The organism is Nonomuraea sp. NPDC048826, from assembly GCF_043198225.1.
Lineage (GTDB): Bacteria > Actinomycetota > Actinomycetes > Streptosporangiales > Streptosporangiaceae > Nonomuraea.
In genome coordinates, this window is the sequence record NZ_JBICUQ010000011.1 from 104,190 (window position 1) to 118,962 (window position 14,773).

Genomic DNA, 14,773 nt, shown 5'->3' on the forward strand with positions numbered 1-14,773 from the left:
TCTTTACAGCGTATGGAGATGCCATGCCCAAGGCCACGCTGCACGACGGCGCCACGATCGCGATCGAGGCGCACGGCACCGGTCCCACCCTGCTGCTGCCCGTCAACCCCGTCCCCGCCGAAGGGGCGCAGGCCGAGGCGATGCGCGCCTGGGGCGCCGACCCCGCGCTGGGCCGCTCGCTCATGGAAGGGCTGGGCGACCTGGTCCGGGTCGCCGCGTTCGACTACGAGGGGCACGTGCTCGCGCACCCCAAGCCGGCGACCCTCACCCCGGACAACATCGCCGCCGACCTGCTGGCCGTGGCCGACGCCGTGGGCGCCGACCGGTTCGCCTACTACGGCTACTCGTGGCTGGCCCTGAGCGGCCTGCAGCTCGCGCTGCGCACCGACCGGCTCGACGGGCTCGTCATGGGCGGCTACCCGCCCGTCGACGGCCCCTACGCGGAGATGCTGGCCGTGACCAGGGCGACCGTCGAGCTGGTGGGCACCGCCACCGGCAAGGAAGCCACCCCGGGCGACTGGTCCACCGTGGAGGTCGACCTGTCCGACGACCAGGCCAGGCAGTTCGTCACCCTGTACGAGGCGCTCCGGGGCTTCGACGACCTGGCGGCGCAGGGCCGGGTCACCTGCCCGCGGCTGTGCTTCGCCGGCTCGGCCGACGTCATCGCGTACGACGCGCGCTGGGGCGGCACCCGCGTCGACGTCGCCGGGCCGATCGTCCGCCGCCGGGCCGAGCTGGAGGCGCTCGGCTGGACCGTGCGGGTGCTCGACGGGCTCGACCACGCGCAGGCCATGCAGCCGGCAAGCGTGCTGCCCGTGCTCCGCCCCTGGCTGCAGGCGCACGTGTGAACGCCCTGGCCGGGGCAGGAGACCCGGTATGCAGACGTTCCTGCCCTACCCGGACTTCGCCCGCACCGCGGCGGTCCTGGATTCGCTCCGGCTGGGCAAGCAGCGGGTGGAGACCCTGCAGGTGCTGCGGGCGCTGACCGTGCCCGGCTACGGCTGGCGGCACCACCCGGCGGTGAAGATGTGGGCCGGGTACGAGGAAGGGCTGGTCCGCTACGGCCTGGAGATCTGCCGCCAGTGGTGTTCGACGGGCCGGGCCGACACCTGCGCCGCCACCATGACGCAGGAGCTGGCCGAGCACTGCGGCAGCCCGGGCGCCCGGACCCAGGAGGAGCTGGCCGAGGCGGGCGAGCTGCCGCCGTGGCTCGGCGACCCCGCCCTGCACCGCAGCCACCGCTCCGCGCTGCTGCGCAAGGACCCGGCGTTCTACCGGCCGATCTTCGGCGCGGAGCCGGACGACCTGGAGTACGTGTGGCCGCCCTCGGGCCGTCCGCCCGCCTGCATGCCGGACAGCTGAATCGTGCCTTCCAAAACGGGTTAAATGATCGGAAACCGGCTGTTCACCAGGGCTCGGCGGTGCGATCGTGGCCCCATGAGCATCATCTCGCGCGGCTTCAGGGGCCGCAGGAGCGAGGGCGGTGACCGGTTGCCGCCGGGACAGTATCTGGAACGCGGCTTCCCGGTGCTCTCGGCCGGGCCGACCCCGCGCGTCCCGCTCGACCGGTGGGAGTTCACCATCGACACCGAGGACGAGCGGGTCCACCGGTGGACCTGGGACGAACTGATGGCGCTGCCCACCGAGACGCCGACGGTCGACATCCACTGCGTCACCAAGTGGAGCAAGCTCGACACGACCTGGGAAGGCGTCTCGCTCGACGTGCTGTTCGAGGACGTGGAGAGCGCCGCCGAGTACGCCCTGGTCCACTCCTACGGCGGCTACACCACCAACCTGCCGGTGGAGGACCTGCTCGACGGCAAGGCGTGGATCGTCCACCGCTACGACGGCGAGGAACTGGAGCCCCGGCACGGCGGGCCGGCCCGGCTGCTGGTGCCGCACCTGTACTTCTGGAAGTCGGCCAAGTGGGTGCGCGGCATCCGGCTGCTGAACGAGGACTGGCCGGGCTTTTGGGAGACCGCGGGCTACCACGACTACGGCGACCCGTGGCGCGAGCAGCGCTACCAGGGCGACTAGATGCGGCGCCTCACCTGGCTGGCGGCCACCCTGGCCGAGATCCGGCCGGAGACTCCCACGGCCCGCACGCTGGTGTTCGACGTGCCCGGCTGGCCGGGCCACCTGGCCGGTCAGCACGTCGACGTGCGGCTGACCGCCGAGGACGGCTACCGCGCCCAGCGCAGCTACTCCATCGCCGCCCCCGTCGACGGCGACCGGGTCGAGCTGACCGTGGAGGAGGTGCCGGACGGCGAGGTCTCCCCGTACCTGGTCGAGGTGATCGAACCCGGTGACCGGGTGGAGCTCCGCGGGCCGGTGGGCGGCTGGTTCGTGTGGCGGCCGGAGAACCCCGCGCCGGTGCTGCTGGTGGCCGGCGGGTCGGGGATCGTGCCGCTGATGGCCATGGTGCGGGAACGCCGGCGGACCGCGGGCCGGACGCCGTTCCGGTTGTTGTACTCGCTGCGCGACCCCGGCCGCCGCTACTACGCCGACGAGCTGCGCCGCCCCGACCCCGGCCTGGACGTCACGTACCTCTACACCAGGAGCGCGCCGGAGAACTGGCCGCGCAAGGCCGGCCGGATCGTCCTCGACGACCTGGCCGTGGGCGGCTGGCCGCCCGACTTCGAGCCTGAGGTGTACGTGTGCGGCCCGACGGGGTTCGTCGAGGCCGCGGCGGACCTGCTGCTCGCACTCGGGCACGCGCCGCACCGGATCAGGACGGAACGCTTCGGACCCAGCGGAGGCTGACATGACCCACCTCGACGGGAACGCGCTGGCGGGACCGCTCGGCGAGCTCTTCGCCGTGGACGTCACCGCGGCCACCGGCCGGTGCGCGAGCTGCGGGATGACCGGCCCGGTCGCCTCGCTGAAGGTGTACGGACCGGGCCCGGGCCTGGTCGCCCGCTGCCCCGGCTGCGACGAGGTGATGCTCCGCCTCGTCCGCGGCCCCGGGGCCGCCTGGCTCGATCTGCGCGGTACGGTCACGCTCCGTATACCGGTAGTCGACTGATACGGACCCCTGGCCCGGCCCGGTTCAGTACTATCGACCGGCCGGACCCACCACGCGCCTAGGGCTGCCGCCCGCGGCCCCGTCTCCCTGGGGAGTCTCGTGACCAGCGGGCTCATCGACACGCCCCCGAAAGCCAGCGACCCGCCGCGACGGCGCCGGTGGCCGCGGCTGCTGGCCGTCGGCGCCGGGGCGACCGCGCTGCTGGTGACGGCCGCAGGAGTGGGCGTCGTGCTCAAGCTCACCGGCAACGTCCGCCACATCGACGTGGCGAGCGAGCTGGGCACCGCCCGCCCGCCCAAGGTCGCCGCGACCGCCATGAACGTGCTGATCGTCGGCTCCGACCAGCGCGACGGCAAGAACGCCCGCTACGGCCACCACATCATCGGCGAGCGCACCGACACGATCATGCTGGCCCACCTGTCGTCCCGCCGCGACGGCGCCGTCGTGATCAGCTTCCCGCGCGACTCCGTCGTCCGCCTGCCCGCCTGCCGCCCCCGCGAGGGCCACCCCGGCCAGCATCCGCACACCGGCATGATCAACGAATCGTTCAACAACGGCGGCATCGCCTGCATCTGGAAGACCGTCGAGTCGCTCACCGGCATCCGCGTCGACCACTTCGTCAAGGTCGACTTCTCCGGGTTCAAGAGCATGGTCGACGCGATCGGCGGGGTCGAGGTGTGCCTGTCGCGCCGGGTCGACGACAGCAAGGCCAAGCTCCACCTGCCCGCCGGCCGCCGGACGCTCGACGGCGAGCAGGCGCTCGGCTACGTCCGCGCCCGCTACTCCTTCGGCGACGGCTCCGACATCGGGCGGATCCAGCGGCAGCAGATGTTCGTCGCCTCCATGGTGAAGAAGGTGATGAGCGGCGACACGCTCACCGACCCGGCCCGGCTGATCGGCTTCCTCGACGCCGGCACGCGGGCCGTCACCACCGACCCCGATTTCACCGTCGGCGTCATGAAGGACCTGGCCGAGAGCCTCCAGGGCATCAACGCCGGGCGGATCCGCTTCATCACCACCCCGTGGCGCTACTCGGCGACCCAGCCGGGTCGTGTCGAGTGGGTGCAACCCGAGGCCGACCGGCTCTTCCGCACCGTCGCCAGGGACGAGCCGATCGGCGGCGTGCGCGGCGGGCGCACCCAGGTGCCCCGCTCCAAGGTGGCGCTGGAGCTGCGCAACGGCACCGACCGCCGCGGCCTCGGCACCGAGGTCGCGGCGGCCCTGGAGCAGCGCGGCTACCACATCGCCGGGGTCGGCGACACGCGGCGCAAGCCGTACCGCAAGACCCTGGTCATGTACGGCCCGAGCGGCGCGGCGAGCGTGCCGACGCTCTCCCGCGACGTGCGCGCGGCCGCGCCGCGGTCGGTGCCGAGGGCCCGCACGGCCCGGCTGGTGCTGGTCGTGGGCGACGACTGGCGCGGTCTCAAGCCTCTCGGCCGGGGCGACGACGAGGCGCTCAAGGGCATCGACGCCACCCACGACAGCTGCGCCGCAACCTGACGGTCAGGTCACCCGGGTGCCGACCCCCAGATCCGCGCCGAGCCGGGTGAGGGTCTCGGTGAACGATCGGCGGGTGTCGTCGGCGAAGCCGGCGAAGAACCGGTTGGCGAGCCCCACGCCCCAGCGCGCCCGCCGGGCGACGTTGTAGACGCGGTGCACCAGCAGCGTCCCGGCGGGGTGCGGGGCGAGCGACCACTCGCCGCGGTACCACCAGCCGCCCTGGAAGGCGATCACCGCCTCGGTGACCTCGACGGCGGACGTGTGGCCCGGGATGTCCTCGACGGTGAACTTCCCGAGCACGTCCCTGCCGCCGGGCAGCAGCGCCCGGGCCAGGGCCGCGCGCACCTGCGCGGCGGGCGCCTCGACGACGCCGGACACCTCGGTGACGAGCTTCTTCACGGCCGGCCCACCCGGGTGTTCTGGAAGGAGGCGAACCGCCACCCCTCCGGGGTCCGGACGGCGGTGTAGGTGAGGACGGAGTCGCGGCCGTCGACCCGCTCGCCGTCGACGGTGGAGCCGCCAGTGGCGATCACCAGCGCGACCCCGTCGCCGAGCATCCTGATGACGGGCTCGCCCCGGCTCTCCAGCTTGATCGGCATGGTGAACAGCTGACGGTGGCCGTCCTCGATGGCCTGACGGCCCTTCATGTTGAGCCCGAAGTAGGTGATGTAGTCGGCGTCCTCGGTGAACAGCGCCGCGTAGGCGGCGGCGTCGCCGGCGTTCCAGGTTTCCTGGACACGGTCGACGAGCTGACGGATCTCTGCGGACATGGCACACTCCCGTGGTCGGCGGCGCCTATCCTGGATCTGCGAAGTCTGGACAGGGCAGGCGCCGTGTTCGGATGTCGGCCGCCGGGGTGTTGGCGCACTCCGGCGGCCGTTTTCTCATTCGTCGAGCAGCTGCTCCAGCAACGACTGTTTGACCGTGCCCGACCAGTCGAGCTCGCCGCGCTCGATGCGGCCGATGACGGCGCGCACCCAGTCGAGCTCGGCGACGTCGAGCGCCCGCTCGCATTCGAGCTCCAGCATGAGCATCGCCGGCAGCCCGTTCTCGGCCAGGGTGGCGAGGTGCGCGTCGATGCCGCCGATGGAGCCCTGCAACGCGGCCGTGCGGGTGCGCAGGGCCTTGAGCGCGGCGTCCGGGGGCAGCGCCCCGATCATGGAGACGGCGGCCACGAGCGTGCGCCGGTCGGACTCGGGCTGCTCCAGCAGCCTGCGCAGCCGGACGGCCAGCTCCTGCCTGCCCTCGTCGGTGATCTCGTAGACCGTCCGCTCCGGCCTGCGGCCCTCGCGCCCGGTCTCCGCCGGGATGATCAGCTCTTCCTTGGTCAGCCGGTCGACCGCGTGGTAGAGGCTCCGCGGCAGGCCGGTCACGTAGTCCTTGTGCGTGTCGACGATGAAGCGGTGCAGCTCGTAGGGGTGGCTGGGGCGCACCGAGAGCATGGCGAGGACCGTGAGCCCCACCAGGTCGTGGCGTCGCGCCATCATGCCTCCCCGTGAATAGTGCAATATGCACTATAGCGAGATGCTACCTCTCAGGAAAGCTCTCCGTCGAGCTGCGCGAACGCCCGCTCGATGGCGGTACGGGTGACGTCCTCGTCATAGGGGAACTTGTGGACGAGGTCGCGCAGCCCTTCCACGTGCGCGCGCCTGGCCAGCTCGGCCACCACCGACAGCTCCTCGTGCTGCCCGATCACGAAGTCGCGGCCGACGACCGCGCCGTGACCCGGCACGTACACCTGCTCGCGCATGTCGTTCAGCATCCGGGCCGTGGTGGCGGGCCAGTCGAGCGGGTACGCGTCGCCGAACGCCGGCGGCGCCCCCTCCTCCACCAGGTCGCCCGCGAAGACCACGCCCGCGTCGGGCACGTGCGCCACCACGTCGTTGGAGGTGTGGCCCAGCCCGAAGTGGCGCAGGTGGACGATCCGGCCGCCGATGTCGAGCGTGGCGGCCGAGGTGAACACGTGGTCCGGAGGCACGATCTCCACCTCCTCCACCTCCGCCCGGCGGTCCTCGTCGAGCGCCGCCACCACCGCGGCCCGGTGGGCGGCCCCGCGCAGCTCGATCTCCTCGGCGCACCGGACGTGCCCCCAGATCTCCGCAGGGCGGAACATCGCGTTGCCGAAGTAGTGGTCGAAGTGCGCGTGCGTGTTGACGACCGTCCACGGGGTGGCCGTGACCCGCCGGACGGCCTCGACCAGGTCGGCCGCCTCACGGTGCGACATGCGCGTGTCGAGGATCAGGCAGTGGTCGTCGCCGACCACCAGGCCCACGTTCATGTCATAGGACGCGTGGCGACGGACGTAGACCCGGTCGCCGATTTCCTGCCATGGCTCGTTCATCGTGCGATCCCGGAGCGCCGTAGCGAAGTCATGATGAACAGACCTTATTAGGATCAGCCCATGGCGTACGACATCCAGGTGGTCATCGACTCACAGGATCCGCACAATCTGGCCGACTGGTGGGCCGACGCTCTGGGCTGGAAGGTCGAGCAGCAGGACGAGGCGTTCATCCGCAACCTCATCGAGCGGGGCCACGCCACCGAGGCCGACACCGCGTTCCACAAGGGCGCGCTGGTGTGGAAGGAAGGCGCGGCGATCCGCCACCCGGGCGGGCTGGAGCGCGCCCCGCGCGTGCTGTTCCAGCTCGTGCCGGAGTCGAAGACGGTCAAGAACCGGGTGCACCTGGACGTCCTGGCCGGGGTCGAGAGCATCGACGCCGAGGTGGAACGGCTGGTCGGCAAGGGCGCCACGGTGCTCCACGAGGGGCGGCAGGGCCCCACCCGATGGGTGACGATCATCGACCCCGAGGGCAACGAACTCTGCATCGCCTGACCTCACCCGCCCGGCGCGCGTGAGCCCTCCGGCCCGGGGTAACAGATCACTGTCCCGAGACCTGGAGGGCGCGCGTGGATGTGCCGGCGCTGGTGTGGTGGCTGACGATCCTCGGGATCGCCGGCCTTCTGCTCTTCGACTTCTTCTTCCACGTACGCCAGGCGCACATCCCCACGCTCAAGGAGGCGTCGGTCTGGTCGGCCCTCTACGTGGGCATCGCCGTCGTGTTCGGGCTCGGGGTGTGGATCTTCGGCGGCTCCGACATGGGCACCGAGTACTTCGCCGGCTACGTCACCGAGAAGGCGCTCTCGGTCGACAACCTCTTCGTGTTCCTGGTGATCATCGCGAGCTTCCGGGTGCCCCGGGCCGACCAGCAGAAGGTGCTGCTGGTGGGCATCACGTTCGCGCTGGTGGCCAGGAGCGGGTTCATCCTGCTGGGCGCGACGCTGATCAACATGTTCGCCTGGGTGTTCTACCTCTTCGGCCTGATCCTCCTCCTCACCGCCGGGCACCTGCTCAAGGAGGAGAGCGCGCAGAGCCACAAGGGCGACAACATCGTGGTCCGGCTGGCCCGCCGCTACCTGTCGACCTCCGAGCACTACGACGGCGACAAGCTCACCACGGTCGTCGACGGCAAGCGCGTGCTCACGCCGATGCTGCTCGTCATGGTGGCCATCGGCGGCACCGACCTGCTCTTCGCGCTCGACTCCATCCCGGCCATCTTCGGCCTCACCCAGCACGTCTACCTGGTCTTCACGGCCACCGCGTTCTCGCTGCTGGGCCTGCGGCAGCTCTACTTCCTCATCGACGGCCTGCTCGACCGGCTCATCTACCTCTCGTACGGGCTGGCCGTGATCCTCGGCTTCATCGGCGTGAAGCTGGTCCTGCACGCCCTGCACGAGAACAACGTGCCGTTCATCAACGACGGCGAGCCCGTCCCCGTGGTCGAGGTCTCCACCGGCCTGTCGCTGGCCGTGATCGTCGCCGTGCTGGCGATCACCGTCATCGCCTCGCTGGCCAGCACCAAGGGCCGGGCCCAGAACCTCTCCTCCACGGCCCGCCGCTACGCGACCAGGCTCCTGGACCAGGAGTGCGAGCCGGAGGAGTGCGCCTACCTGTACGAACGGCTGCGGGCGGAGGAGCGGCAGCTGGCCAGGCTGCCGGAGAAGTATCGGGCGAAGATCCGCGAGGACGACAACCTGATGGACATGTTCCGCCGGGCCCACGAGAGGTTCGGGTCCGAGGAGGCCCGCCGGCCGGTCTGACCGGCGGGAGCCCCGCTCAGGTCTCGGTCTGCTTCTCGAAGCCCTCGTCCTGCCCGTACACCTCGTCCTGTCCCTCCTCCTCCGGCAGGGACGCCGGATCGGTGGGCGACGGGGTGAACTCGTCGGCGATGTCGCCTTCGACGTACTCCTCGGGATGCTCCCGCCGGTCGGCCAGCGGGCGCTCGTCGGGCTCTGACATGGAACCTCCTGCGGTCGCGTACGGTGCCCCTGCCCGGACGAGGCGCGCCGATTCCCGCCCCGGATCAGCGCGTGCGGACCGCGATCAGACGCCAGAGCACCAGCTGGACCACGGCCAGCGCGAGCGAGAAGGGCATCAGCGTCCACACGCCGACGCCCTCGGCGACCGCCCCGGCCGCCCACGGGAACACCGCGCCGCCGATGACCGACACGCCGTTCATGACCCCGATGGCGGTGGGCACGAGCCGGGCCTCGGTCAGGTTGGGCACCACCGCCATCGCGGTCGGGAACACCGGCCCGAGGAAGAACCCGAGCAGCGCCAGCCCGGCGCCCGCCACCACGCCGACGGGCGCCGCCCAGACCAGCGCCACGGCGACCGCGCAGCCGGCCAGGCAGGTGTAGGCCATCGCGAGCGTGCTCAGCCCGAGCCGGGCGGCGGCCGGACTGATCAGGAACCGCCCGGCGGTCAGCCCCAGCCAGTAGCCGCTCACCATGGGCCCGGCCACCGCGGCGGGCTGGGCGTGCTCGCCCACCAGGAACGTGAAGCCCCAGTTGCCCACGACCGTCTCCAGCCCCACGTACACGGTGAGGAAGACGCACGCCAGCACCACCGCGGGCGACCGCAGCGCCGCGCCGAGCATCCTGTCGCGCGCCCGCCCGGCGGCCGGCGCGGCGACCGCACGCGGGTACGTGACCCCGAAACCCACCGCCAGCAGCGCGAACGCCGCCGCCAGCACCAGCCACACCCCGTTCCACGGCGCGAACGTCAGCATCCACGTCGCCAGCAGCGGCCCGGCCAGCGCGCCCACACCGAAGAACGCGTGCAGCCGGTTGAGCAGCGTGGCCGCCGACGGCAGCCCGGCCAGGTAGGAGTTGAGCACCGCCTCCAGCAGCCCCATCCCGTACCCCGCCACCACCTGCACCGCCACGAACACCACGAACGGCGGCCGCACCCCCATGATCGCCGCCGCCAGCACGTACGTGCCCGTGCCCGCCAGCAACGCCGTCCGGGTCCCGAACCGCCGCACGAGCGCCCCGGAACTGGACCCGGACAGCAGGAAACCGGCGGAGAAGGTGAAGAACGTGATGCCGATCGTCGCCATGTCGACGCCGTAGTCGGCGATCTGCGGGGGCAGCAGCACGCCGGAGACCCCGGCGCTCACCCCGACCAGGACGAAGCCGACGTACGCGAGAAGGACGGAGCCCCGCCGAACGGACACGCGACCCCCCGGAGAGTGCGCGGAGACGTGTCTCGATCTTAGCGAAGCGGATCATTCCCCGGCAGGGGTCAGAGCACCTGGAGTAGTGATCGTTCCCGGGCCGCGGACGGCTCGGTCAGCCGCTGGGTGACGCGGCCTCGGCGGTCGAGGACGGCCCAGGTGTTGGCGGGCTTCCCGCTGATCCGCACGACCAGCCGGCCGTCGGCGAGGTAGAAGGCGCCGATCGCGCGGCCCCGCACCGGGAGCGACACCCGCCGTCCGGTGACGGTGTCGACCACCGTCGGCGTGAACCACCGCGGCCACGAGCCGTCGCCGCCCGGCTCGTCGGCCCGCAGCGTGTCGACCACCGCGTAGCGGCCGCCCGGCGACAGGCTCTGCACGTGGTTGGCCAGCTTGACGCCCTTCACCTTGACCGAACGTCCCGTCTTCAGGTCGAGGCGGTAGACGCCCTCGGTGGTGCCCGCGTACCCGGCGACGTAGCGGCCGTCGGGCGACCACGCCAGGTGGCACGGGCCCCGCGTCTTCCCCAGCACCCGGGAGCCGCCCCCGTCGGCGCCGGTCACCCGCACCTTCGACCCGACCAGGTACGCGATCCGCTCGGAGTCGGGCGACCACACGGGGCTCAGGCACGGCACGCCGCTCTGCACGCCGCGCGCCACGGTCGTCACCTTCCCGCCCGCGCGCACCCGCAGCGTGGTGCCGGTGATGTAGGCGACCTTCCGCCCGTCGGGCGAGGCCGCGAACTGCACGCTGTCCTTCAGCACGGCCAGCGGACGCCAGCCGGAGCCCGGGCGGTGGCGGTCGATGCGGTAGGCGCCGTCGTGGTGGGCGTAGACGGCCGCCCCGCTCACCGGCCGCGGCCGCTCCGCCGCCTGCGCGGCCGGTGCGGCGGTGGTCACGAGCGCCGCCGCGGCGAGCACGGTCACGAGCTTCATGAGGCCTCCAGATGCCCAGGTCATGGCTCTCGTTGGATGCGCGTGACCCGCCGAAGGTTCATGACGACTCGTCATCCGTGCTCCGGAGCCGGACGACGCGGACCTCGCCGGCCGGGACGGCCAGCTCGCCGGGCACCTCCGCGCCGGTGACGAGGTCGGTGCCGGCGGCCTCGACGGCGGCGTCGGCGCCGGTGTGGTTGATCGCGAACAGGTAGGCCGGGCCGTCCGGGTGCGCGCGCCGGACGAGCTCGACGCCGGGAGTACCCCGGACGGCGACGCCCGCCTCCTCGCAGACCGCGCGGAGCACGCCCGCCAGGTCGTCGCCCGAGAGCAGCGTGGTCAGGTAGTGGGCGGCCCCCTCGCCCCAGGCGTTGCGGGTCCAGGCCGGCTCGCCGGTGGCGTACGTGTCGAGCACCTTGGCCGTGGTGGCGTGCGCCGCCTCGCTCCACACGGTCCCGGTGCCGCCACCCGACAGCGCGACGCCCTCGCCCGGCTCCAGCGGGAAGAACTCCTCCACCGTCACCCCGAGCAGGTCACGCCACGCGCCGGGGTAGCCGCCGAGCCTGACCCGGTCGTGCTCGTCGACGATCCCGCTGTACGGGCCGGCCAGGGCGGTCCCGCCACCGGCGACGAAGCGTTCGAGCGCGGCCGCGCCCTGGTCGCTGATTAGGTAGAGCGAGGGCGCCAGGACCAGGCGGTAGCCGGACAGGTCGGTTTCCGGGTGGACGACGTCGCAGGTGACGCCCTGCTTCCAGAGTTCGGCGTACCAGCTCTTGATCACCTCGACCGGCTTCAGCTCGCCGGTGGGCTGGGCGGGGTGGTCCTGTGCCCACACGCTCGCGTGGTCGAGCAGGATCGCCGCCTCGGCCTTGACCGTGCTGCCCGCCACCTCCGCGACGGCCCCGAGCAGCGCGCCGAGCCCGGTCACCTCGCGCCAGACCTTCGTGGCGGTGCCGGCGTGCGGCAGCATCGCCGAGTGCCACTTCTCCGCCCCGGCCCTGGACGCCCGCCACTGGAAGAACATGATCGCGTCGGCGCCCCTGGCCAGGTGCTGCACCGAGTTGCGGACCAGCTCGCCGGGCCGCTTGGCGCGGTTGACCGGCTGCCAGTTGACCGCGCTGGTGGAGTGCTCCATCAGCAGCCACGGCCGGCCCTCGCCGAGCGAGCGGGCGTAGTCGGCGGCGAACGCCAGGTCGACGTGCGGGTCCTGGCCGATCAGGTAGTGGTCGGTGGAGACGATGTCCACCTCCTTGGCGAAGGACCAGTAGTCCATGTCCCAGTGCGCGCCCGCCATCAGGTTCGTGGTGGCCGGCACGTCCGGGGCCAGCCCGGCGAGCAGGTCGCGCTCGGCGCGGTACAGGTCGAGCAGCGCGTCCGAGCTGAACCGGCGGAAGTCCAGCTGCTGCCCCGGGTTGGTGAACGACGGGGTGGCGCGCGGCGGCAGGATCTGCTCCCAGGAGCTGTAGCGCTGCGACCAGAAGGCGGTGCCCCAGGCGTCGTTCAGCGCGTCCAGCGTGCCGTGCCGCTCGCGCAGCCAGGCACGGAAGGCGGCGGCGGAGACGTCGCAGTAGCAGCGGGCGTTGTGGCAGCCGTACTCGTTGTGGACGTGCCACATCCGCAGCGCCGGGTGTCCCCCGTAGCGCTCGCCGAGCCGCTCCACCACCCGCAGCGCCTTGTCCCGGTAGACGGGCGAGCTGGGACAGAAGCCCTGGCGGCTGCCGTGGTGGAGCAGGCGGCCGTCGGCGTCGACCGGCAGCGCCTCGGGGTAGGCGTGGCCGAACCACGGCGGCGGCGACGCGGTCGGGGTCGCCAGGAAGGCGCCGATGCCGTGGCCGGCGAGCAGGTCCATCACCCGGTCCAGCCAGCCGAACTCGAACCGGCCCTCGACCGGCTCCAGCTGCGCCCAGGCGAAGATGCCCACGCTGACCTGGTTGACCCCGGCCTCGCGCATCAGGGCGACGTCCTGGCTCCAGATCTCCTCGGGCCACTGCTCCGGATTCCAGTCGCCGCCGTAGCCGATCAAGGGCCCTCCTCCTGTGGTGGTTCGAGGAGGATTAAAACGTTCTTCCTTCCAGGAGACAAGTCCTCGTCTCACAGGAGGCGCATCGCCCGCACAAGCCCATGATCACCTCTTGAGTCGATTCAAGCACTGATGGGGAAGGAGTGGTGCTCGTGCGCCACCACCCACCGGCCGTCCTCCCTGCGCAGACCCAGCGTCAGCCGCAGCAGGACCTTCGGGTCGTCGTCCGGCATGCCGCAGCGCAGCAGCCCGAACGCGTACGCGACGTCCTCCCCCGCCGTCACCTCCAGCGAGAGGATGTCGTACGTCGCCCCCTGCGCCTGCCAGGCGAAGAACTCCGGCCACGTGCGCCGGTAGGCGTCCATGCCGCGCGCCCCCTCGTACGGCGGCGGCACGTCGAACATGACGATGTCCTCGGCGTGGTCCGCGACCACCCCGTCCAGATCGCCGGCGTGCACGGCGCGCGCCCACCGCTCGACGAGCTCCCTGATCTCCTTGTCATCGGTACGCATGAGCTCCGGCCCTTTCCTCGATGGTCTCCTCACCCGTACAACCCGGCAGGGACCGGAAACTCATCGCAGCTCGGCCGGCAATCCGAACGCGGCGAAGTCGGCCTCCAGGAACGACACCACCTCGGCCACCCGGCCGTCCCGCACGGTTAGCACGTCCAGCCCGCAGGGGACGTAAGCAGCCCGTGCCTCGTCCCAGCGGTACGTGCCGAACGCGAGCTGCCCGTTGGCCCGCGCCGGCACGAACCGCCAGCGCTCCCGCAGCGCCGCCTCCATCAGGAACCCGCGGACGGCGTCGCGGCCCGCGTACCACTCGGGCAGCGGCGGCATCGAGTACTTCACGTCCTCGGCCAGCATCGCCACGATCGCCTCGACGTCGCCCGCCTCCCACGCCGCCGCGTACCGCCTGGCCAGCTCGCGGTGCCCGTCCCCGTCCGGCTCCCGCCGCGCCGGGACCGCCTTGCGGGCGCGCTGCAGCGCGCTGTTCGCCGCCGGGACCGTCAGGTCCAGCAGGCCCGCCGTCTCGGCGGCGCTGTACCCGAGCACGTCCCGCAGCAGCAGGACCGCCCGCTGCACCGGAGGCAGGTGCTGCAGCGCCGCCACGAACGCCAGCTCCACGCTCTCCAGCTCCACCGCCCGCGCCTCCGGCCCCAACAGCCGGTCCGGGTACGGCTCCAGCCACGCCACCTCGGACTCCCCCGCGGTCAGATCCGTCGGCAGCTCCCGGCGGCCGCGCCGCTCGGCCAGGGTCAACGCCCGGTTCGTCGCGATCCGGTACAGCCACGGCCGCAACGACCCGTACCGGTCCTCGAACCCGCCGAGGCCCCTCCACGCCCGGTCGAGCGTCTCCTGCACCGCGTCCTCGGCGTCGTGCACCGAGCCGAGCATCCGGTAGCAGTGGGCGCGCAGCTCGTCCACGAACGGGCCGACAAGACTGCCGAACGCCCCCGCGTCCCCGCCGCGCGCCGCCTTCAGCAACTCGCCATACCCATCCATGCGACCGGCTTCCCCTTCCGCCCGTACCGCAGTCCAATGCCCGCATGACACGCGAACAACTGGAGGACGCGTTACGCCGGGCAGAGGAGCTGACCGCGCACGCGCGCACCCGCCTCGACCGGGCCGTCGCGCTGATGGGCCAGCGGGTGTGGACCGGCCCGGCCGCCGACCGGTTCGGCCAGGATCTCACGGCCCAGCGACAGGCCCTGATCCACGCCTGCGACAGCGCCGTCAGCGAGCTGCGCGCCCAGCTCGCCCGCACGCCGAGGTGA

At 72.2% G+C, this 14,773-nt stretch carries 19 protein-coding genes; 9 read left to right on the top strand and 10 right to left on the bottom strand.

All coding sequences use genetic code 11. The annotated features are described in order from the left end of the window. Positions 1-23: 23 nt before the first annotated feature. The 6 genes from ACGFI7_RS35170 (at position 24) to ACGFI7_RS35195 (ending at position 4,525) form a co-directional block, all read left to right on the top strand. Positions 24-848 carry an alpha/beta fold hydrolase gene (locus tag ACGFI7_RS35170; protein ID WP_393412383.1) on the top strand — a complete coding sequence of 275 codons (825 nt, stop codon included), beginning with the start codon at positions 24-26 and terminating at the stop codon, positions 846-848. Positions 849-876: 28 nt separating this feature from the next. Continuing rightward, positions 877-1,362: an MSMEG_6728 family protein gene (locus tag ACGFI7_RS35175; protein ID WP_393412385.1), complete on the top strand. Its 486-nt coding sequence runs from the start codon at positions 877-879 to the stop codon at positions 1,360-1,362. A gap of 75 nt (positions 1,363-1,437) precedes the next feature. After that, positions 1,438-2,037, top strand: coding sequence for a sulfite oxidase-like oxidoreductase (locus ACGFI7_RS35180; RefSeq protein ID WP_393412387.1), 600 nt, complete (start codon positions 1,438-1,440; stop codon positions 2,035-2,037). Beyond that, on the top strand, positions 2,038-2,763 hold the full coding sequence (locus tag ACGFI7_RS35185) for a ferredoxin reductase (protein WP_393412389.1): 726 nt from the start codon (positions 2,038-2,040) through the stop codon (positions 2,761-2,763). 1 nt (position 2,764) lies between these two features. Next, positions 2,765-3,025 (top strand): DUF6510 family protein, encoded by a 261-nt coding sequence (locus ACGFI7_RS35190; protein WP_393412391.1) that lies wholly within the window; start codon positions 2,765-2,767, stop codon positions 3,023-3,025. Between the two features lie 99 nt (positions 3,026-3,124). Next, complete coding sequence (locus ACGFI7_RS35195; protein WP_393412393.1) at positions 3,125-4,525, top strand: LCP family protein; 1,401 nt, start codon at positions 3,125-3,127, stop codon at positions 4,523-4,525. 3 nt (positions 4,526-4,528) lie between these two features. Here ACGFI7_RS35195 and ACGFI7_RS35200 read toward each other — a convergent pair whose 3' ends face one another. From ACGFI7_RS35200 to ACGFI7_RS35215, 4 genes are all read right to left on the bottom strand, one after another. Then, positions 4,529-4,924, bottom strand: a complete 396-nt coding sequence (locus ACGFI7_RS35200; protein WP_393412395.1) for a hypothetical protein — start codon at positions 4,922-4,924, stop codon at positions 4,529-4,531. Next, the gene (locus tag ACGFI7_RS35205) at positions 4,921-5,295 is read right to left on the bottom strand and encodes an SgcJ/EcaC family oxidoreductase (RefSeq protein ID WP_393412397.1); all 375 of its coding nucleotides are present in this window, start codon (positions 5,293-5,295) and stop codon (positions 4,921-4,923) included. Before ACGFI7_RS35205 ends, ACGFI7_RS35200 begins: the two co-directional genes overlap by 4 nt. 114 nt (positions 5,296-5,409) lie before the next feature. Then, entirely contained in the window at positions 5,410-6,012 is a 603-nt protein-coding gene (locus ACGFI7_RS35210; protein ID WP_393412399.1) for a PadR family transcriptional regulator, read from the bottom strand. A 47-nt stretch (positions 6,013-6,059) separates the two neighbouring features. Then, positions 6,060-6,866: an MBL fold metallo-hydrolase gene (locus ACGFI7_RS35215; RefSeq protein ID WP_393412401.1), complete on the bottom strand. Its 807-nt coding sequence runs from the start codon at positions 6,864-6,866 to the stop codon at positions 6,060-6,062. 60 nt (positions 6,867-6,926) lie between these two features. On the opposite strand from ACGFI7_RS35215, the gene ACGFI7_RS35220 reads away from it, so the two are divergent. Together ACGFI7_RS35220 and ACGFI7_RS35225 are read left to right on the top strand one after the other, a co-directional pair. Beyond that, the gene (locus tag ACGFI7_RS35220) at positions 6,927-7,358 is read left to right on the top strand and encodes a VOC family protein (RefSeq protein WP_393412403.1); all 432 of its coding nucleotides are present in this window, start codon (positions 6,927-6,929) and stop codon (positions 7,356-7,358) included. Between the two features lie 74 nt (positions 7,359-7,432). Then, positions 7,433-8,623, top strand: coding sequence for a TerC family protein (locus tag ACGFI7_RS35225; RefSeq protein ID WP_393412405.1), 1,191 nt, complete (start codon positions 7,433-7,435; stop codon positions 8,621-8,623). Between the two features lie 16 nt (positions 8,624-8,639). On the opposite strand, the gene ACGFI7_RS35230 is transcribed toward ACGFI7_RS35225, so the two are convergent. The 6 genes from ACGFI7_RS35230 to ACGFI7_RS35255 all read right to left on the bottom strand — a co-directional run bounded on the left by ACGFI7_RS35230 (position 8,640) and on the right by ACGFI7_RS35255 (position 14,501). Further along, entirely contained in the window at positions 8,640-8,822 is a 183-nt protein-coding gene (locus tag ACGFI7_RS35230) for a hypothetical protein (RefSeq protein ID WP_393412407.1), read from the bottom strand. 64 nt (positions 8,823-8,886) lie between these two features. Next, entirely contained in the window at positions 8,887-10,041 is a 1,155-nt protein-coding gene (locus tag ACGFI7_RS35235) for an MFS transporter (protein WP_393412409.1), read from the bottom strand. Positions 10,042-10,109: 68 nt separating this feature from the next. Then, positions 10,110-10,976, bottom strand: a complete 867-nt coding sequence (locus tag ACGFI7_RS35240) for a TolB family protein (RefSeq protein ID WP_393412411.1) — start codon at positions 10,974-10,976, stop codon at positions 10,110-10,112. A 58-nt stretch (positions 10,977-11,034) separates the two neighbouring features. Continuing rightward, on the bottom strand, positions 11,035-12,999 hold the full coding sequence (locus ACGFI7_RS35245; protein WP_393412413.1) for a beta-galactosidase: 1,965 nt from the start codon (positions 12,997-12,999) through the stop codon (positions 11,035-11,037). 119 nt (positions 13,000-13,118) lie between these two features. Then, complete coding sequence (locus tag ACGFI7_RS35250; RefSeq protein WP_393412415.1) at positions 13,119-13,508, bottom strand: nuclear transport factor 2 family protein; 390 nt, start codon at positions 13,506-13,508, stop codon at positions 13,119-13,121. Positions 13,509-13,568: 60 nt separating this feature from the next. Continuing rightward, complete coding sequence (locus ACGFI7_RS35255; RefSeq protein ID WP_393412417.1) at positions 13,569-14,501, bottom strand: sigma-70 family RNA polymerase sigma factor; 933 nt, start codon at positions 14,499-14,501, stop codon at positions 13,569-13,571. A 44-nt stretch (positions 14,502-14,545) separates the two neighbouring features. On the opposite strand from ACGFI7_RS35255, the gene ACGFI7_RS35260 reads away from it, so the two are divergent. Further along, positions 14,546-14,773, top strand: coding sequence for a hypothetical protein (locus ACGFI7_RS35260; protein WP_393412419.1), 228 nt, complete (start codon positions 14,546-14,548; stop codon positions 14,771-14,773).

Excerpts from the sequence above, each read along its gene's own strand:
- ACGFI7_RS35170 (WP_393412383.1), top strand. The coding sequence starts at position 24 with ATGCCCAAGGCCACGCTGCACGACGGCGCCACGATCGCGATCGAGGCG.
- ACGFI7_RS35175 (WP_393412385.1), top strand. The coding sequence starts at position 877 with ATGCAGACGTTCCTGCCCTACCCGGACTTCGCCCGCACCGCGGCGGTC.
- ACGFI7_RS35180 (WP_393412387.1), top strand. The coding sequence starts at position 1,438 with ATGAGCATCATCTCGCGCGGCTTCAGGGGCCGCAGGAGCGAGGGCGGT.
- ACGFI7_RS35185 (WP_393412389.1), top strand. The coding sequence starts at position 2,038 with ATGCGGCGCCTCACCTGGCTGGCGGCCACCCTGGCCGAGATCCGGCCG.
- ACGFI7_RS35190 (WP_393412391.1), top strand. The coding sequence starts at position 2,765 with ATGACCCACCTCGACGGGAACGCGCTGGCGGGACCGCTCGGCGAGCTC.
- ACGFI7_RS35205 (WP_393412397.1), bottom strand. The coding sequence starts at position 5,295 with ATGTCCGCAGAGATCCGTCAGCTCGTCGACCGTGTCCAGGAAACCTGG.
- ACGFI7_RS35210 (WP_393412399.1), bottom strand. The coding sequence starts at position 6,012 with ATGATGGCGCGACGCCACGACCTGGTGGGGCTCACGGTCCTCGCCATG.
- ACGFI7_RS35215 (WP_393412401.1), bottom strand. The coding sequence starts at position 6,866 with ATGAACGAGCCATGGCAGGAAATCGGCGACCGGGTCTACGTCCGTCGC.
- ACGFI7_RS35220 (WP_393412403.1), top strand. The coding sequence starts at position 6,927 with ATGGCGTACGACATCCAGGTGGTCATCGACTCACAGGATCCGCACAAT.
- ACGFI7_RS35230 (WP_393412407.1), bottom strand. The coding sequence starts at position 8,822 with ATGTCAGAGCCCGACGAGCGCCCGCTGGCCGACCGGCGGGAGCATCCC.
- ACGFI7_RS35240 (WP_393412411.1), bottom strand. The coding sequence starts at position 10,976 with ATGAAGCTCGTGACCGTGCTCGCCGCGGCGGCGCTCGTGACCACCGCC.
- ACGFI7_RS35250 (WP_393412415.1), bottom strand. The coding sequence starts at position 13,508 with ATGCGTACCGATGACAAGGAGATCAGGGAGCTCGTCGAGCGGTGGGCG.
- ACGFI7_RS35255 (WP_393412417.1), bottom strand. The coding sequence starts at position 14,501 with ATGGATGGGTATGGCGAGTTGCTGAAGGCGGCGCGCGGCGGGGACGCG.
- ACGFI7_RS35260 (WP_393412419.1), top strand. The coding sequence starts at position 14,546 with ATGACACGCGAACAACTGGAGGACGCGTTACGCCGGGCAGAGGAGCTG.